Annotated in this window: 16 protein-coding genes; 6 read left to right on the top strand and 10 right to left on the bottom strand. The window is 61.0% G+C overall.

Annotation, left to right across the window (positions count from 1 at the left end; genetic code table 11):
• Window positions 1-295: 295 nt before the first annotated feature.
• Window positions 296-1,042: a calcium-binding protein gene (locus AC2YI2_RS06050; protein WP_487385540.1), complete on the top strand. Its 747-nt coding sequence runs from the start codon at window positions 296-298 to the stop codon at window positions 1,040-1,042.
• A gap of 7 nt (window positions 1,043-1,049) precedes the next feature.
• On the opposite strand, the gene AC2YI2_RS06045 is transcribed toward AC2YI2_RS06050, so the two are convergent.
• The 5 genes from AC2YI2_RS06045 to AC2YI2_RS06025 all read right to left on the bottom strand — a co-directional run bounded on the left by AC2YI2_RS06045 (window position 1,050) and on the right by AC2YI2_RS06025 (window position 6,701).
• Window positions 1,050-1,475, bottom strand: coding sequence for a GNAT family N-acetyltransferase (locus AC2YI2_RS06045; protein ID WP_487385539.1), 426 nt, complete (start codon window positions 1,473-1,475; stop codon window positions 1,050-1,052).
• 4 nt (window positions 1,476-1,479) lie between these two features.
• On the bottom strand, window positions 1,480-2,517 hold the full coding sequence (gene tdh / locus AC2YI2_RS06040) for an L-threonine 3-dehydrogenase (protein ID WP_487385538.1): 1,038 nt from the start codon (window positions 2,515-2,517) through the stop codon (window positions 1,480-1,482).
• Window positions 2,518-2,772: 255 nt separating this feature from the next.
• Entirely contained in the window at window positions 2,773-3,960 is a 1,188-nt protein-coding gene (locus AC2YI2_RS06035; RefSeq protein ID WP_487385537.1) for a glycine C-acetyltransferase, read from the bottom strand.
• A gap of 99 nt (window positions 3,961-4,059) precedes the next feature.
• Window positions 4,060-5,292, bottom strand: a complete 1,233-nt coding sequence (locus AC2YI2_RS06030; protein ID WP_487385536.1) for an NAD(P)/FAD-dependent oxidoreductase — start codon at window positions 5,290-5,292, stop codon at window positions 4,060-4,062.
• Window positions 5,293-5,327: 35 nt separating this feature from the next.
• A complete protein-coding gene (locus tag AC2YI2_RS06025; RefSeq protein ID WP_487385535.1) occupies window positions 5,328-6,701 on the bottom strand; it encodes an FAD-dependent oxidoreductase in 1,374 nt (457 codons plus the stop codon).
• 338 nt (window positions 6,702-7,039) lie between these two features.
• On the opposite strand from AC2YI2_RS06025, the gene AC2YI2_RS06020 reads away from it, so the two are divergent.
• The 4 genes from AC2YI2_RS06020 (at window position 7,040) to AC2YI2_RS06005 (ending at window position 8,903) form a co-directional block, all read left to right on the top strand.
• The gene (locus AC2YI2_RS06020) at window positions 7,040-7,249 is read left to right on the top strand and encodes a cold-shock protein (RefSeq protein WP_487385534.1); all 210 of its coding nucleotides are present in this window, start codon (window positions 7,040-7,042) and stop codon (window positions 7,247-7,249) included.
• A gap of 144 nt (window positions 7,250-7,393) precedes the next feature.
• Window positions 7,394-7,600: a hypothetical protein gene (locus tag AC2YI2_RS06015; RefSeq protein ID WP_487385533.1), complete on the top strand. Its 207-nt coding sequence runs from the start codon at window positions 7,394-7,396 to the stop codon at window positions 7,598-7,600.
• 40 nt (window positions 7,601-7,640) lie between these two features.
• Window positions 7,641-8,021 (top strand): DUF6481 family protein, encoded by a 381-nt coding sequence (locus AC2YI2_RS06010; RefSeq protein ID WP_487385532.1) that lies wholly within the window; start codon window positions 7,641-7,643, stop codon window positions 8,019-8,021.
• Window positions 8,022-8,141: 120 nt separating this feature from the next.
• Window positions 8,142-8,903 carry a TylF/MycF/NovP-related O-methyltransferase gene (locus AC2YI2_RS06005; protein ID WP_487385531.1) on the top strand — a complete coding sequence of 254 codons (762 nt, stop codon included), beginning with the start codon at window positions 8,142-8,144 and terminating at the stop codon, window positions 8,901-8,903.
• Between the two features lie 74 nt (window positions 8,904-8,977).
• Here AC2YI2_RS06005 and AC2YI2_RS06000 read toward each other — a convergent pair whose 3' ends face one another.
• The 4 genes from AC2YI2_RS06000 to AC2YI2_RS05985 form a co-directional block, all read right to left on the bottom strand.
• Window positions 8,978-9,274: an addiction module antidote protein gene (locus AC2YI2_RS06000; protein WP_487385530.1), complete on the bottom strand. Its 297-nt coding sequence runs from the start codon at window positions 9,272-9,274 to the stop codon at window positions 8,978-8,980.
• A gap of 8 nt (window positions 9,275-9,282) precedes the next feature.
• On the bottom strand, window positions 9,283-9,573 hold the full coding sequence (locus AC2YI2_RS05995) for a type II toxin-antitoxin system RelE/ParE family toxin (RefSeq protein WP_487385529.1): 291 nt from the start codon (window positions 9,571-9,573) through the stop codon (window positions 9,283-9,285).
• Between the two features lie 24 nt (window positions 9,574-9,597).
• Window positions 9,598-11,574: a DNA primase gene (gene dnaG, locus AC2YI2_RS05990; protein ID WP_487385528.1), complete on the bottom strand. Its 1,977-nt coding sequence runs from the start codon at window positions 11,572-11,574 to the stop codon at window positions 9,598-9,600.
• Between the two features lie 87 nt (window positions 11,575-11,661).
• Window positions 11,662-12,111, bottom strand: coding sequence for a GatB/YqeY domain-containing protein (locus AC2YI2_RS05985; RefSeq protein WP_487385527.1), 450 nt, complete (start codon window positions 12,109-12,111; stop codon window positions 11,662-11,664).
• Window positions 12,112-12,373: 262 nt separating this feature from the next.
• On the opposite strand from AC2YI2_RS05985, the gene carA reads away from it, so the two are divergent.
• A complete protein-coding gene (gene carA, locus AC2YI2_RS05980; protein ID WP_487385526.1) occupies window positions 12,374-13,573 on the top strand; it encodes a glutamine-hydrolyzing carbamoyl-phosphate synthase small subunit in 1,200 nt (399 codons plus the stop codon).
• Window positions 13,574-13,605: 32 nt separating this feature from the next.
• On the opposite strand, the gene AC2YI2_RS05975 is transcribed toward carA, so the two are convergent.
• Window positions 13,606-14,247: a LysE family translocator gene (locus tag AC2YI2_RS05975; protein WP_487385525.1), complete on the bottom strand. Its 642-nt coding sequence runs from the start codon at window positions 14,245-14,247 to the stop codon at window positions 13,606-13,608.
• Between the last annotated feature and the right edge of the window lie 42 nt (window positions 14,248-14,289).

The raw sequence follows: 14,289 nt of genomic DNA, 5'->3' as shown, positions 1-14,289 counted from the left end.
GCGATTGTAATCGTGCCGATCCTGCCAAGCCTACGATGGATTTATTCTCGGTTTCTGCCAGAGTTGGTGATTCCCGCAATTTCATGTCCCGTCAAGCCAATTAGCTGAAAAAGACGCAAAAAGCCCGATTCAGCGGGCCGGATGGTCGTTCACCGTGTCGCTTATTTAGGAAGCATCGCACGCGAGACAAGACCCGCACCCACGAAAGCCTGCCGCAAACTTGTCCCGTCAAAGTGATTCCCGGCGCATGTTCTGACATGAGCGCCGCAGAGAGCATCAGCGGGAAGACGTCAACATGACGAAGACGACACGCGGGACGATAGGCAGCGACCATCTCGACGGCAGGGCCAAGGCCGACTACATCCTCGGCCTGGACGGTGACGACGTGATCAAGGGCAATGGCGGCGACGATACGCTGAATGGTGGTGCAGGCAACGACTACGCCTTTGGCGGCAACGGCAACGACAAGATCTATGGCGATATCGGCAACGATTTCCTGTTCGGCGATGGCGGCAACGACACGATCAAAGGCGGCGAGGGAAGCGACATCATCGTCGGGGGAGAGGGTGACGACACCCTCCAGGGCGACACCGGCAACGACCGGATGTTCTCCATAACGGGCGACGACAAGATGCAGGGCGGCGTCGGCGACGACTATTATGAGATCGGCGTCGGCTTTGTCACCGCGCTGGATGTTTCCGGCAATGACGAATACTTCATCATCGCCGGCAGCAACGCGACCATCGACGACACCGGCGGCGTCGACAAGATCCGCTTCAAGGATCTCGACAGCGCGACCACAGTCACGATCGACGACCTCATCCTGGAGCGATTCGGCAACGACCTTGTCGTCTCGATCGATGGCGTTGAAGGCCGGACGACAATCACCTCCTTCTATGAAGAAGACAAGTCGCACCGCATTGAACGCCTGTTTGACGAGAACAAGGACGCATCCACGGGCTACAGTCTCGCCACCCAGGCCATCCTCGATCTTGAAAGTGGCGGCTCGTCGATCCGCGGCTCCGACATCTGGGATCTCTAGCAGGCGGTCAGAAGCGCTTTTTCATAAATGATTGCCCTGCAGCGCCCTGATCTCCTTCAAGGCAGCCGAATTCGACAAATCCCTGCCTTTCGTAGAATCCCCTCGCCTGGAAATCATAGGTGTTGACCCACATGCCGATGAGACCCAATTTTCGCGCAATCGCCTCCACTTCATGCAGCAAGCGCGTTCCCAGCTGCTGTCCTCTCATGTCATCCGGTACATAGAGCAAGTCCAGGAAGGCCCAGCCGCAATCGTCGACGGCCCAAGCTCCGCCGACCACCTCGCCGTCGGCGCCGGTCTTTATCAGAACAGCAAAATTGCCCGTGTCCCCGAGGCCCGACTTTCGGCTGTTATCCTCGCCGAGCAACTCGTACAGGACCGTTCTTGCCGCTGGATCCGGCTCGTTGTCCACGATTTCAATGACGATTTCCAATTGCCTAATCCCAGTCCATCACCACCTTGCCTGAATTGCCCGACCGCATCGCCTCGAAGCCGTCGCGGAACTCGTCGATCTTGATTCGATGAGTGATGATCTGGCCGACATCCAGCCCGCCCTGCACGAAGGCGATCATCTTGTACCAGGTCTCGAACATCTCGCGTCCATAGATGCCCTTGAGTGTCAGCATCTTGAAGATGACCTTGTTCCAGTCGATGCCGAAACCATCAGGCGCGATGCCGAGGATGGCGATCTTGCCGCCGTTGTTCATCGTGTCGATCATAGAGCGGAAGGCCGGCGGCGCGCCGGACATTTCAAGGCCGACATCAAAGCCCTCCTTCATGCCGATGGCGTTCATCACATCCTTGAGGTCTTCCTTGGATGCGTCGACCACATAGTCGATGCCGCATTTTCGGGCCAGTTCCAGCCGGTTCGGATTGATGTCGGTTATTACCACCTTGCGCGCGCCGGAGCGCTTGGCGACCATCGCTCCCATGATGCCGATCGGGCCGGCACCGGTCACCAGCACATCCTCGCCGACGAGATCGAAGGAGAGCGCCGTGTGGACGGCATTGCCGAAGGGGTCGAAGATCGCCGCGACTTCATCCGGAACGTCATCGGGTATCGAGACGACATTGTGCTCGGGAATGCAGACGAACTCACCGAAGGATCCCGGACGATTGACGCCGACGCCCTTGGTGTAGTGGCAGAGATGCCCCCTGCCCGCCCGGCAATTTCGGCACTTGCCGCAGACGATATGCCCCTCGCCCGATACCCGCTCGCCAACGCGATATTTTGTCACCGAAGAGCCGATCTCGGCAATCTCGCCGACGAATTCATGGCCGACGACCATCGGCACGGGGATGGTCTTCTGCGCCCAGGCATCCCAGTTCCAGATATGGACGTCAGTGCCGCAGATCGCCGACTTCTTCACCTTGATGAGGACGTCGTTCGGGCCGGGCTCGGGCACAGGAACGTTTTCCATCCAGAGGCCGACCTCGGGTTTGGCTTTGACCAGTGCGCGCATCATGTTGGACATTTCAGATTCCTATCGCATCCCGTCGGGGCAGCTTACCCCTCACCAACTTCGGCCAAGGGTTCGCGTTGCTCACCCGGCCTTTGTATCCTCTCCCACAAGGGGAGAGGTAAACCTGCGGCACCGCCTCGCCTCAAGTGAAGGCCGAACGCATGGCACCCTACCTCTCCCCTTGTGGGAGAGGATAGTTCGTCCCCAAGAGCCGCAGGCGATTGGCTGGACGAACTTGGTGAGGGGTTAGCTCACCAGGCAAGGTACTTAGATCACACCCAGCTCTTTGCCCACCTCGGCAAACACCGAAATCACCTTCTCCACATCGGCCCGCGAATGCGCGGCCGACATCTGCGTCCGGATACGCGCCTGCCCCTTGGGCACGACGGGGAAGGCGAAGCCGATCACGTAGACGCCCTTCTCCAGCATCCGTGCCGCCATCGCCTGCGCGAGCGCCGCATCGCCCAGCATGACGGGAATGATCGGATGCCCCTCGCCGGCAAGCGTAAAGCCAAGCTTGGTCATCTCGGTGCGGAAGAGTGACGAATTCTCGTAGAGCCGCTCGCGGAGTGCACCGCCATTCTCGATCAGGTCGAACACTTTGAGCGAGGCCGCGGCAATGACCGGCGCTAGCGTGTTGGAGAAGAGATAGGGCCGCGAACGCTGGCGGAGCCAGTCGACGACATCGCGCTTACCGGATGTATAGCCGCCTGAAGCACCGCCCAGCGCCTTGCCGAGCGTGCCGGTGATGATGTCGACCCGGCCCTCGACGCCGCAATGCTCGGCCGACCCGCGGCCATGCTTGCCGACGAAGCCGACAGCATGGCTGTCATCCACCATGACCATCGCGCCATATTTCTCGGCCAGATCACAAACGCCGCCGAGATTGGCGATGATGCCATCCATCGAGAAGACGCCGTCCGTCGCAATCATCTTGAAACGACTGCCCTCGGCCTTCTTGAGTTCCTCCTCAAGCGCCTTCATGTCGTTGTTGGCATAGCGGAAGCGCTTGGCCTTGGAGAGACGCACGCCGTCAATGATCGAAGCGTGATTGAGCGCATCCGAGATGATGGCATCTTCCTCGCCGAGCAACGTCTCGAACAGCCCGCCATTGGCGTCGAAACAGGACGAATAGAGGATTGTGTCCTCCATGCCGAGGAAGGAGGAAATCCGCGCCTCGAGCTGCTTGTGCTCCTCCTGCGTGCCGCAGATGAAACGCACCGAGGCCATGCCATAGCCATAGCGGTCGAGCGCCTTCTTGCCGGCTTCCGCGAGTTCCGCATTGTTGGCGAGACCGAGATAGTTGTTGGCGCAAAAATTCAGCACATGGGCGCCTCCGGCGACTTCAATCATGCCGGCCTGCTTCGAGGTGATCACCCGCTCGGCCTTGTAGAGGCCCGCGGATTTCAGCCCTTCCAGCTCTGTCTTGATATGTGTGAGGAAGGTGTCGGTCATGCTGTCATCCCCGTCATTTGATGTGGCACGGATATAGCAGAAGCCTTCGCGCAATGCTGCATTTGCGACGCCGGATTTCTGCCGTTTGAAGGATAGCGGTCAGTAGCGCTCCGGTCGGAACGGCTTCATGTCGATATCAGGCGTCGCGCCATCCATCATTGCGGCCAGCAGCGCGGCACTGACCGGCCCCAGCGTAAAGCCCTGATGGCCGTGGCCGAAATTCATCCACAGGCCCTTCTGATAGTGCGAGGCTCCGATGACCGGCAGCATGTCGGGCATGCAGGGTCGGGTGCCATGCCAGGGCTTGTCCTCGACGCGCGCGCCGAGATCGATGAGCTGCTTGGCGGCGCTTTCGGCGCGCTCGAGCTGACTGTAGGCCGGCGCCGCATCAAAACGGGCGACATGCGCCCCGGTGGTGATCCGCGTACCCGCTGCCATCGGCGCCATGACATAACCGTTCGCCGTATCGAAAACCGGCGCCTGCAACGGAAGGGGCGAACGATAATGCGCGTGATAGCCGCGCTTGCGTACCATAAGAAAGCTATGGCCAAAGGGCTTCAAGAGGTCCGACGACCACGGCCCGAGGCAAACGACGGCCTCCTCGGCCGTGACCTTGCCATTGTCCGTTTCGACCGACCAGCCGGCCCCTTCGCGCTCCAGCGACTCGGCCTTGCCATAAGCGAAGTGCCCGCCCCCGCGGGTGAACAGTTCGCCATAGGCCTCCACCAGGGCGCCCGGATTGCTGGCGGTCCAGGAATCCGTCCAGTGAATGGAGCCGAAGCCGGCATTTGTGAGCGCCGGCTCATCCTGTAGCGTCTCCTGCGGCGAGCGGATGAGGAAGGGCACGCCATAGGTGGCGCGAATCCGCTCGGCTTCGACAATCCCCGCTTCGAGATCCGCCTGGTTGCGGTAGAGCACCCGCCAGCCGGAGCGCCGGACGAGATTGTCGGCGCCCGCCCGCTCGATGAGTGGCTGATGGGCCTCCGTCGAGCGGCGGATAAGGCTTGCCCAGGACTGTGCGATGCGGAGATGGCGCGACGGCTTGGAATGCCACCAGTAGCGCATCAGCGCGCGGACATGGAACGGCAGCTCCTGCAGGGAATAGTGGACGTCATTGCTGCGGCCGGTGACGATGTTGAACAGCTCGCGCAGTGTCCGCGGCATGGCATAGGGCTCGACGGCCTCGGCTTGGATGATACCGGCATTGCCGAAGCTGGTCTCCTGGCCCGGCGCCTTGCGGTCGACCAGCGTCACGTTCCAGCCGCGGTCGCGGAGCGCGAGCGCCGTGGACACGCCGACCATGCCGGCACCCAGAACGATCGCACTCTTCATTGTCCTATCCTATCGGCTCTGCTTCTTGCCCCGCCTTAGTAGATACGGACGCCCTGCCGTTCAAGCTCCCTCTGAACCGGGGCAATATCGATTTCATGGAAATCCCGGCCCGACTTGACCGAAAGCGCCGCCGCCACGCCCGCGCCCTGCCCCGCCACCGCGCAGCAGGCCATGTTGCGGGTCGCGGCATGGGCAATCTTGTCGCCGCCAATCGCCCGGCCGGCGACCAGCAGGTTCTTGACGCCCCTGGGCAACATGGAGCGATAAGGGATCTGCATATAACGGCCCGTGGTCGGCAGAATCAGCACGCCATAACCGTCGATGAATTCGGGATAGATGCCGACCGTGTCCTCGAAGCGGCCTTCATTGCGGGCGTCATTCTCGGTCATGTTGTAGACCGCATCGAGCTTCCGCGTATCGCGAATGCCGATCGACATGCCGAAGTTTCTCAGCCGCGCACCCTCGCAGCCCGGCGTGTAGCGGCGCAGGGCCTCGATCGCCAGCATTGCCTGCTTTCGGCCCTCGATCTCGAATTTCGTCATGCTGTCAGGATCGGTGCCGTCGCAGCCGGCGAGATGGACGAGATTCATATAGGTCAGTTCGCCGGAGTCATGCATCGCGCCCCAGGTGCCCGCGATCGTGTTGAGATGCTTCGGGATGATCCCTTCCTTGATCGCCTGGGCAAACGGCTTTGCCAGGAAAGGCGAGAACATCTCGTCCTCCTTGCCCGAAGTCTCGATCTGCCATTCGCCGGTCGACCAGCTGCCATAGGTCTGCGGGTCGGCCTTGATGCCGTCCATGAACTTCTTCTTGTCGACTCCAGCGAGATGGAACATCACGGACGCTGCCTGCATCTCCTCGACCGGCGTCTTGAAGGCGGGTGCCCCCGCGCGCGTCGCGACATCTGCATCCCCCGTTGCATCGATCACGCGCTTGGCCAGGATCGCCTCTCGCCCTGCCTTGGACTCGACGATGATGCCCGTGATCGTATCGCCATCCATGATCGGCGCGACGAACTGGCGATGCAGCATCGCGTGGATTCCGGCCTCCTCGACCAGAGCATCGGCCACGAGCTTGAAGCCCTCGGAGTCAAGTTCGTAGGACAGCGACTGGCTCTCGGGCACCGCCGCACCCATCGCCTTGGCCCGTTCCTCGAACTCACGGCCGATGCCGTTGGCCTCGACTGTCTTCTCATGCCGATACCAGGCAAAGCCCTCGACACCGACGACGGTGATATTGCCACCGAAGCAGCCGAAGCGCTCGACCAGTGTCACCTCGACACCCACGCGGGCCGCGGCCAAGGCGGCCGCCAGCCCTCCCGGTCCTGAGCCGACCACCAGCACGTCAGTCGCGCGGATGACGTCGACCTGGCGTGCGGGTTCTGTGATGAACTTAGGATGGGCCGGCATGGATACTCCTCCCGAATCTGGGCACTGCCGCAAATTATCCATTTGCATAGCAGCGAAGAAGCACCAGCCGCGACAAAGCTCGACGATTTTCCGGCTGACGAAGCAGCCGATCAACGCCGCTTGCTCGCCGCTTTTCATTGAAAAATCGCGAAATCGAAAACTATTGGTTGTTTGGCCTGCGAAAAAGCCTATATGTCAGCCATCGATGTTTGCTTGATTGGCTTTGTTACCGCACGTTGGCACGTGCCTTAGACGAACTCTTCCCTTCAAAAATCGCGACCAAGAACCGGTGCGCATGGGGCGTCCCGGAAGTTCAAATTGCCAAGAAAGGGTTCGTTATGATCACCGGCACAGTTAAATGGTTCAATTCCACCAAGGGCTTCGGCTTCATCCAGCCTGACAACGGCGGCCAGGACGCGTTCGTCCACATCTCCGCTGTCGAGCGCGCGGGCATGCGCGAAATCGTCGAAGGTCAGAAGATCTCCTACGAACTGGAACGCGACAGCAAGTCGGGCAAGATGTCCGCCACGAAGCTGCAGGCTGCCTAATTATCACATGCCCCGCGCCAACCATGAATGTACTGGCGGCGCCCGGGCATGTATCGACCAAGGAAAGTCAGGCAGATCGCCTGGCTTTTTCTTTTTGGTCTCCGCCCTTCGGCACAAGCGCCTGAAAGAAGTAAAATGTCCCAAATGAACAAGAACCGGGAGCGCGCTGAATCCGCTTTTGGCAAGACTCAGTCACAATCCCTTTCCAAAAACAGGACATTGTCCGAACAGGACGCCGTGGTCCGGGCACGCGATGAAAAGACGACGCGCCTCCGGGAACTGCGCAAGGCAAAGGAAGCGGAAGACCTCGCTGCAGGCCTGACGAAGACTGAACCCAAGAAATCCAAATAGCGGTGGCAAGGCTGCCGGCTGCAAGACAACGGAACCGAACTTGAAGAATCAAAGAAACACCGACCTATCCGACCGACTGAACGGATCTGCCAACGCCAAGAAGGCGCTGCTGGAAAACTACCGCGCGACGCGCGAGGCGCAAGCGCCGCAACTGGCGGCAAAACTGGCTGAACGCCAGGCGATCGCCGCTGCCCGCGAAGAGCGCCGGCTGGAACGCGAGGCGATCAAGACCGCCGAGCAGGAGCGCCTCGTCGCGCTGGAACAGGAAAGGCTCGCCGAGATCGAAAAGCTCGCAAGAGCCGAGACCGAAGAACGCGAAGCCGCCGAAAAGAACCGCATTTCGCGCGTCATCGAAGACGAAGCTGCTCGCAAGGCCGAGCGCGACCGCCGCTACGCTGCCCGCAAAGCACGAAAGAACTAGGCGTTACGCTGCGCCATCCCCGATGGCGCACCCACCCCTCATCCTTGGCACAATCCTCGATCCATGCTGCCATTCTAGAACGGCGGTCGAATCGACGATGCCGGACCGCAGGGGACAGCCATGACAACAGACACTTTCTATTATCCCTCGGGCGGAGAAGATGCCTTCTTCGAAAGCATCACTGCGCTGGCGAAGAAGTATCCGCATGATGTCAGGCACTATCTCGATCTTTTCACGGTCTATACCAGCCGCCGCAGCTTCATCCGGCAGCTCGCTCATTACGAGCTCTTCAAGCTGACGATTGACCTGCCGGGTCACTATCTCGATTTCGGAGTCTATTACGGCAAGTCCTTCTTCAGCTGGCACAAGTTCCTCGAAGTCTTCACGCCAACCGCGACCCACAAGAAGGTCTTCGGCTTCGACACATTCTCGGGCTTCCCGAGCTTTGCGCCGGAGGACGGCACCGAGGACGCAACGATCCAGAAGAAGACGGGCGGGTTGAGCTCGAAAACCTTCTTCGACGAATTCAAGGAACTGCTCGAAATCCACAACAAGGACGGCGTCATCCCCGCCAACCGCGGCAGCATCATCGTCGGCAACATTACCGATACGCTGCCGGAATGGCTGGAAAAGAATCCCGAAGCCCGCTTCTGCCTGATCAATATCGACGTCGACATCTACGAGCCGACCACGGCCATTCTCGAACTCTGCTGGGACCGGATGCCGAAGGGCGGCGTGCTCATCCTTGATGAATATGGCACCAGCAAATGGCCGGGCGAAACCCGCGCCTGGGACGAATTCGCCGCCAAGCGCGGCATCAACGCCGGAGTGAAGCGGTTCCCATTTGCCAATGCGCCGGGTGGATATGTGGTGAAGGAATGAACGGGCACAATCTGCCCTCTTCGGCAGACGGTTCTCAATCATGCTTGACGCTGAGGCTCACGCCTCTCCGCCGTTCAGGCTACTGCCGGTTTATGCGGTGAAACGGTTAGGTCAAAACCCAGCGCTTTGACGACGCGGAGAACGGTAGCGAATTCCGGGTTGCCGTTCTCACTCAGCGCCTTATAGAGGCTCTCACGTGACAGCCCCGCCTGGCGGGCGACCTGGCTCATGCCACGCGCCTTTGCGATCTCGCCGATCGCTGCGGCGATGACGCGAGGATCGCCATCTTCAAAAACTGCTTCGAGAAAAAGCGTGATCCGCTCCTCGTTGTCGAGGTGTTCTGCCAGATCCCATTTGGTCGTTTCTGTCATCGTCGAACCTACACGGTTTCCGCCAAATTCTTTGCCTTGGCTATGTCTTGCGATTGGGAGTCCTTGTCACCACCACAGAGCAGAATGACAATGCTGTCTCCTCGTCGAGTAAAATAGAGCCGATAGCCGGGGCCGTAATCAATCCTCAACTCGCTCACTCCATCGCCAACACTTTTGACGTCACCAAAAATGTCCAATGAGAGGCGCAGCACGCGAGCATCAATGCGTGCTCGCGCCCGTTCGTCGCGAAGCCGATCGAACCATTTTCGGTAGTGCTCGGTCTCACGAACTTCGGCCATATTGTATCCTATGGGCTACGAAAATCAATGCCCGCCGCCGGCTGGTCCCTTCACTCGTCCGGACATTACCCCGAAACCATCGACGAGCGCCTCCTGGTTTTCCAGCCGCGTGATTTCCTGCTGCACTTCCTTGAGGGTCAGCATCAGGCGCTCCGAGTCGACCTCGGCGCTGTCCTCGACGGCCTCGGCGAGTTCGCGTTCGATCTCGTGACGCTGGCGCAGAAGGGCACGGGCTCGGGTCTGGAGCGCAAGCGCCTGCTGGTAGCCCTCCCTTGCATCCTCGATCGCCGCATGTTCCGTGGCAGTCCAGAGCCGTGCGAAGCGGATCTGCTTGTCGAGGCTCGCAAGCAGCGCGTCGAAGCCCTGTGTCTCGAGCGCGGTCAGCAGTTCTTCGCGGGTGAGGTCCGGGCCACTTGCGGCCGCAACGCCCATCATGGCCTGCCAGAATTGCCGCATGTCACGGCTTTCAAACTCGATTTGATGCAACGCCTCGAAGTCTTCAAAGAACAGCGCGGGATGATTGACGATCGTCATGACGAGCGCGCACTCCCTGAGCGACGGCATGCCGCTATAGCCCGCGACCAGCCCAGTGCGCGCCAGTCGGTCCGAGATCGGCGCCGAGCGGCCTAGGCCTTGCGGCTGCTGCGGTCGACCGGTTTGCGGTCCCCTTTGCGTGAATGGCCGCCGCTGTTCGTTGTTGGATTGGTTGGCCGGACGGAAGAATGCATAGAGGCGATCGCGCATGTCCTGCTGATAGTGGCGACGCACACTCTCGTCGCCGATCACCTGGGTCACCTGCTTCAGCCTCGCCTCGAGCTCGGCCCGCCTCTCCGGCGTCTCGAACACGGTCCCCGATGTTTCGCGGAGCCAGACCATGTCGGCCATCGCTCTCGCCTCGGAGATCACCTTGTCGAACGGCGCCCTGCCCTCGACCTTGACGAGATCATCTGGATCCTTGCCGTCGGGCAGAAGCGCGATGCGCAGCGATTGGCCCGGCTTGAGCATGGGGAGTGCGATATCCACAGCTCGCGATGCCGCCCGCATGCCGGCGCCGTCACCATCGAAGCAGAGGACCGGCACCGATGTCATCTTCCAGAGAAGCTGCAACTGGTCTTCCGTCAGCGCGGTGCCGAGCGGCGCCACGGCATTCTCTACGCCGGCCTGGGCGAGCGCGATGACATCCATATAGCCTTCGACGACGATCACAGTGCCGGAGCCATCCGTCCCCATGCCACGCCGCGCCCTGGCGAAGTTGAACAGAACCTGCCCCTTGGAAAAGAGCTCGGTCTCGTTGGAATTGAGATATTTGGCAGGGGCATCGGGCGAAAGCGCGCGACCACCGAAGGCGATCACTTTCTCCCGCGACGACAGGATCGGGAACATGATCCGGTCGCGGAACCGGTCATAGGAGACCGGAACGTCCGGCCCGTGCACGACCAGTCCGCAAGCCTCGATCTGCTCTTTGGCGACGCCCTTGGATGCCAGGAATTCCTTGAGCGCATTGCGGCTGTCCGACGCGTAGCCGAGCCGGAAGGTCTCGATCGTCCGCCCTGTAAGGCCGCGGTCCCGCAGATAGGCCCGTGCCTTCGCGCCGCCCGCCGACTGAAGCTGGTCCTGGAAGAAGCGAGTCGCCAGTTCCATTACGTCGAAGAGATTGTGACGCTCGCGCTCGCGCCGCTCGGTTTCGGGGTCAGGTGCCGGCAGCGCCACGCCGGCAATGTCGGCGACCTGCTGGATAGCCTCGTTGAAGCCCAGGCCATCCAGTTCCATCAGGAAGCGGAAATGATCGCCCGAGACGCCGCAACCGAAGCAATGATAGCGGCCCTTGCGATCCTCGCAGTGGAAGCTCGGCGACTTCTCGCCATGGAATGGGCAGCAGGCCCAATAGTCTCCGCGACCGGGATTGGTCTTCTTCCGGTCCCAGGTCACGCGACGGCCGATGACCTCAGAGATGGTCACCCGGTCGCGCAACTCGTCGAGGAACTGTTGGGAAAAGCGCATGGAGCATCGGATCCTGTTGGCCCGATATAAGCATTACGAGAGGCGCATGCAAAGAAGGCGGCCCGCCATACATGCGCCGCCCGGCACTCAGCCGAGGAGTGACTTGATCTGGCCCGAGGCCTTGCCGAAATCCATCTGGCCAGGATGACGCTCACGCAGCACCGCCATGACCTTGCCCATGTCCTTGATGCTCGCTGCACCTGTCTCCGCGATAACACCCTTGATGACTTCCTCGGCCTCGGCCTCGGAAAGCTGCTTGGGCATGAATTCGGAGATGATCGCGATCTCCTCGCGCTCCTTCTGCGCGAGTTCCGGCCGGCCGCCTTCGTCATAGATCTTGGCGGATTCCTCCCGCTGCTTGACGAGCTTGGCGAGCAGCAGCGCAATGTCGCCATCCGTGGTCTCGGAATTCGGCTTGGTGCGGTTGGCAATCTCGAGATCCTTGATGGCGGCCTGCACCATGCGGATCGTCGAAATTCGCGTGGTTTCCTTCGCTTTCATCGCCACCTTGAGGGCGTCCATCAACTTTTCGCGCATGGCCGGATTCTCCTTTGTATGACGGCGCTTATGGCGAAGGCGGCAAACAAATGCAACGCGATTCACCTAACCATCTGGAATCGCTTTGAATTTAATTCGAGGGAAAAACCCGGCGCGCATTGACCCTTGGGATCACCATGACTATTTTCCCGGCTCAACCATAAAGAAGGGAAACTTGGCAACGCCGGACGAGATGTCCGTGCGCCATTTTTCGCGAGCACGAGGCGCCAGCCACCCCCGAGTGGCGCCGGAATGGAGAAGCATGACTCAAGGATGGACCCGGGAAAAGCCCACAGCGCTCCTCGTACTGGCCGATGGCACCGTCATCGAAGGCAAGGGCATCGGCGCTACGGGCCGAGTCCCGGCCGAGGTCTGTTTCAACACGGCGCTGACCGGCTACCAGGAGATCCTCACGGATCCGTCCTATCTCGGCCAGATCGTCACCTTCACCTTCCCGCATATCGGCAATATCGGCACCAATGACGAAGATGTCGAGGATCTGACGCCCGCCGCTCGGCGCGGCGCCGTCGGCGTCATCTTCAAGGCCGACATCAGCGAACCTTCGAACTATCGGTCCGCGAAGCATCTCGATGCCTGGCTCAAGGCCCGCGGCATTATCGGACTCTGCGGCATCGACACACGTGCGTTGACCGCCTGGATCCGTGAGAACGGCATGCCGAACGCCGTGATTGCACATGACCCGAACGGCGTCTTCGACATCGAGGTGCTGAAGCAGGAAGCCAAGGCCTGGAGCGGGCTCGAAGGCCTCGACCTCGCCAAGGATGCCACCTCAGGCCAGTCCTCGCGCTGGACCGAGAAGCCCTGGGTCTGGAATGAAGGCTATTCCGAACTCGGCGAGACCGAGACCAAGTACCACGTCGTCTGCCTCGACTATGGCGTGAAGCGCAACATCCTGCGCCTGTTCGCTGGCCTCAATTGCAAGGTCACCGTCATGCCGGCGACCGCCTCGACCGAGGAAGTGCTGGCGCAGAAGCCCGACGGCATCTTCCTGTCGAATGGCCCGGGTGACCCGGCAGCGACCGGCACTTACGCCGTGCCCGTCATCAGGGACCTGCTCGGAACCGACATCCCGCTCTTCGGCATCTGCCTCGGCCACCAGATGCTGGGCCTGGCGCTCGGCGGCAAGACGGCGAAGATGCACCAGGGTCATCATGGCGCGAACCACCCAGTCAAGGATCACACGACCGGCAAGGTCGAGATCGTTTCGATGAACCATGGTTTCGCGGTGGATTCGAAGTCGCTGCCCAAGGGCATCGAGGAAACCCACGTCTCGCTCTTCGACGGCACCAATTGCGGCCTGCGCGTTTCCGGCAAGCCGGTCTTCTCGGTGCAGCACCATCCCGAAGCCTCGCCCGGCCCGCAGGACAGCCACTATCTCTTCCGGCGGTTCCTGAACCTGATCCGGGAAAAGAAGGGCGAACCGGCACTGGCCGAGCGCTGATAGAAAAAAGGGAGGCTCAAGCCTCCCTTTCCTTATGTGGATCGGGCCGGAAGACCGTCGATCAGGAGCCGCGCGCCCAGGGCACCCAAGACAGCACCTGCGACGCGATCCACCCAGGTTTTGGAGCTGAGATAGGCCGCCCGCGGGCCGCTCGAAGAGAAGGCGAGCGCGACGATGGCATACCATCCCGCCTCGATCACGAAGATCGTCGGCGGCAGGGCGAAGAGCAGCCACTCGGCCGGCCTGGCCGGCAGGAGCGCCGCGAAGATGCTCGCATAATAGATCGCCGTCTTCGGATTGCTGAGTTGCGTCACCAGTCCGAGCCAGAAGGAACGTAAGACCGGCCTCTTTCGGCCCGCCCCCATGTCATCGACGACGAGCGGCGTGGTCGCGCTTCGCCAGATGCGGATGCCGAGATAGACGAGATAGGCGCCGCCGAGGATCTTGAGTGCGAGATGGAGCCACTCGACCTGTTGCAGCAGTGCGCTGAGCCCCGCGAGAGCCAGCATGCCGAAGATGGCGCCGCCAGCGCCCATTCCAGTCGCCGCCGCAAGTCCATTGGCCCGCGAGGCAGTCACCGCGACCCGCGACACGAGAACGAAGCTCGGCCCCGGGCTGATCGCGCCGATGGCGAGTGCACCGGCAATCGTCAGGAGAATGGCAAGATCAGGCATCGGCGAACTCCTTCATGGCGGGCATATCGAGCCGACGCCGGA

This window comes from Rhizobium sp. SRI_017, assembly GCF_057586295.1.
The sequence above is the reverse complement of the archived record's forward strand: the minus strand, read 5'-3'. Positions and strand labels throughout refer to the sequence as shown.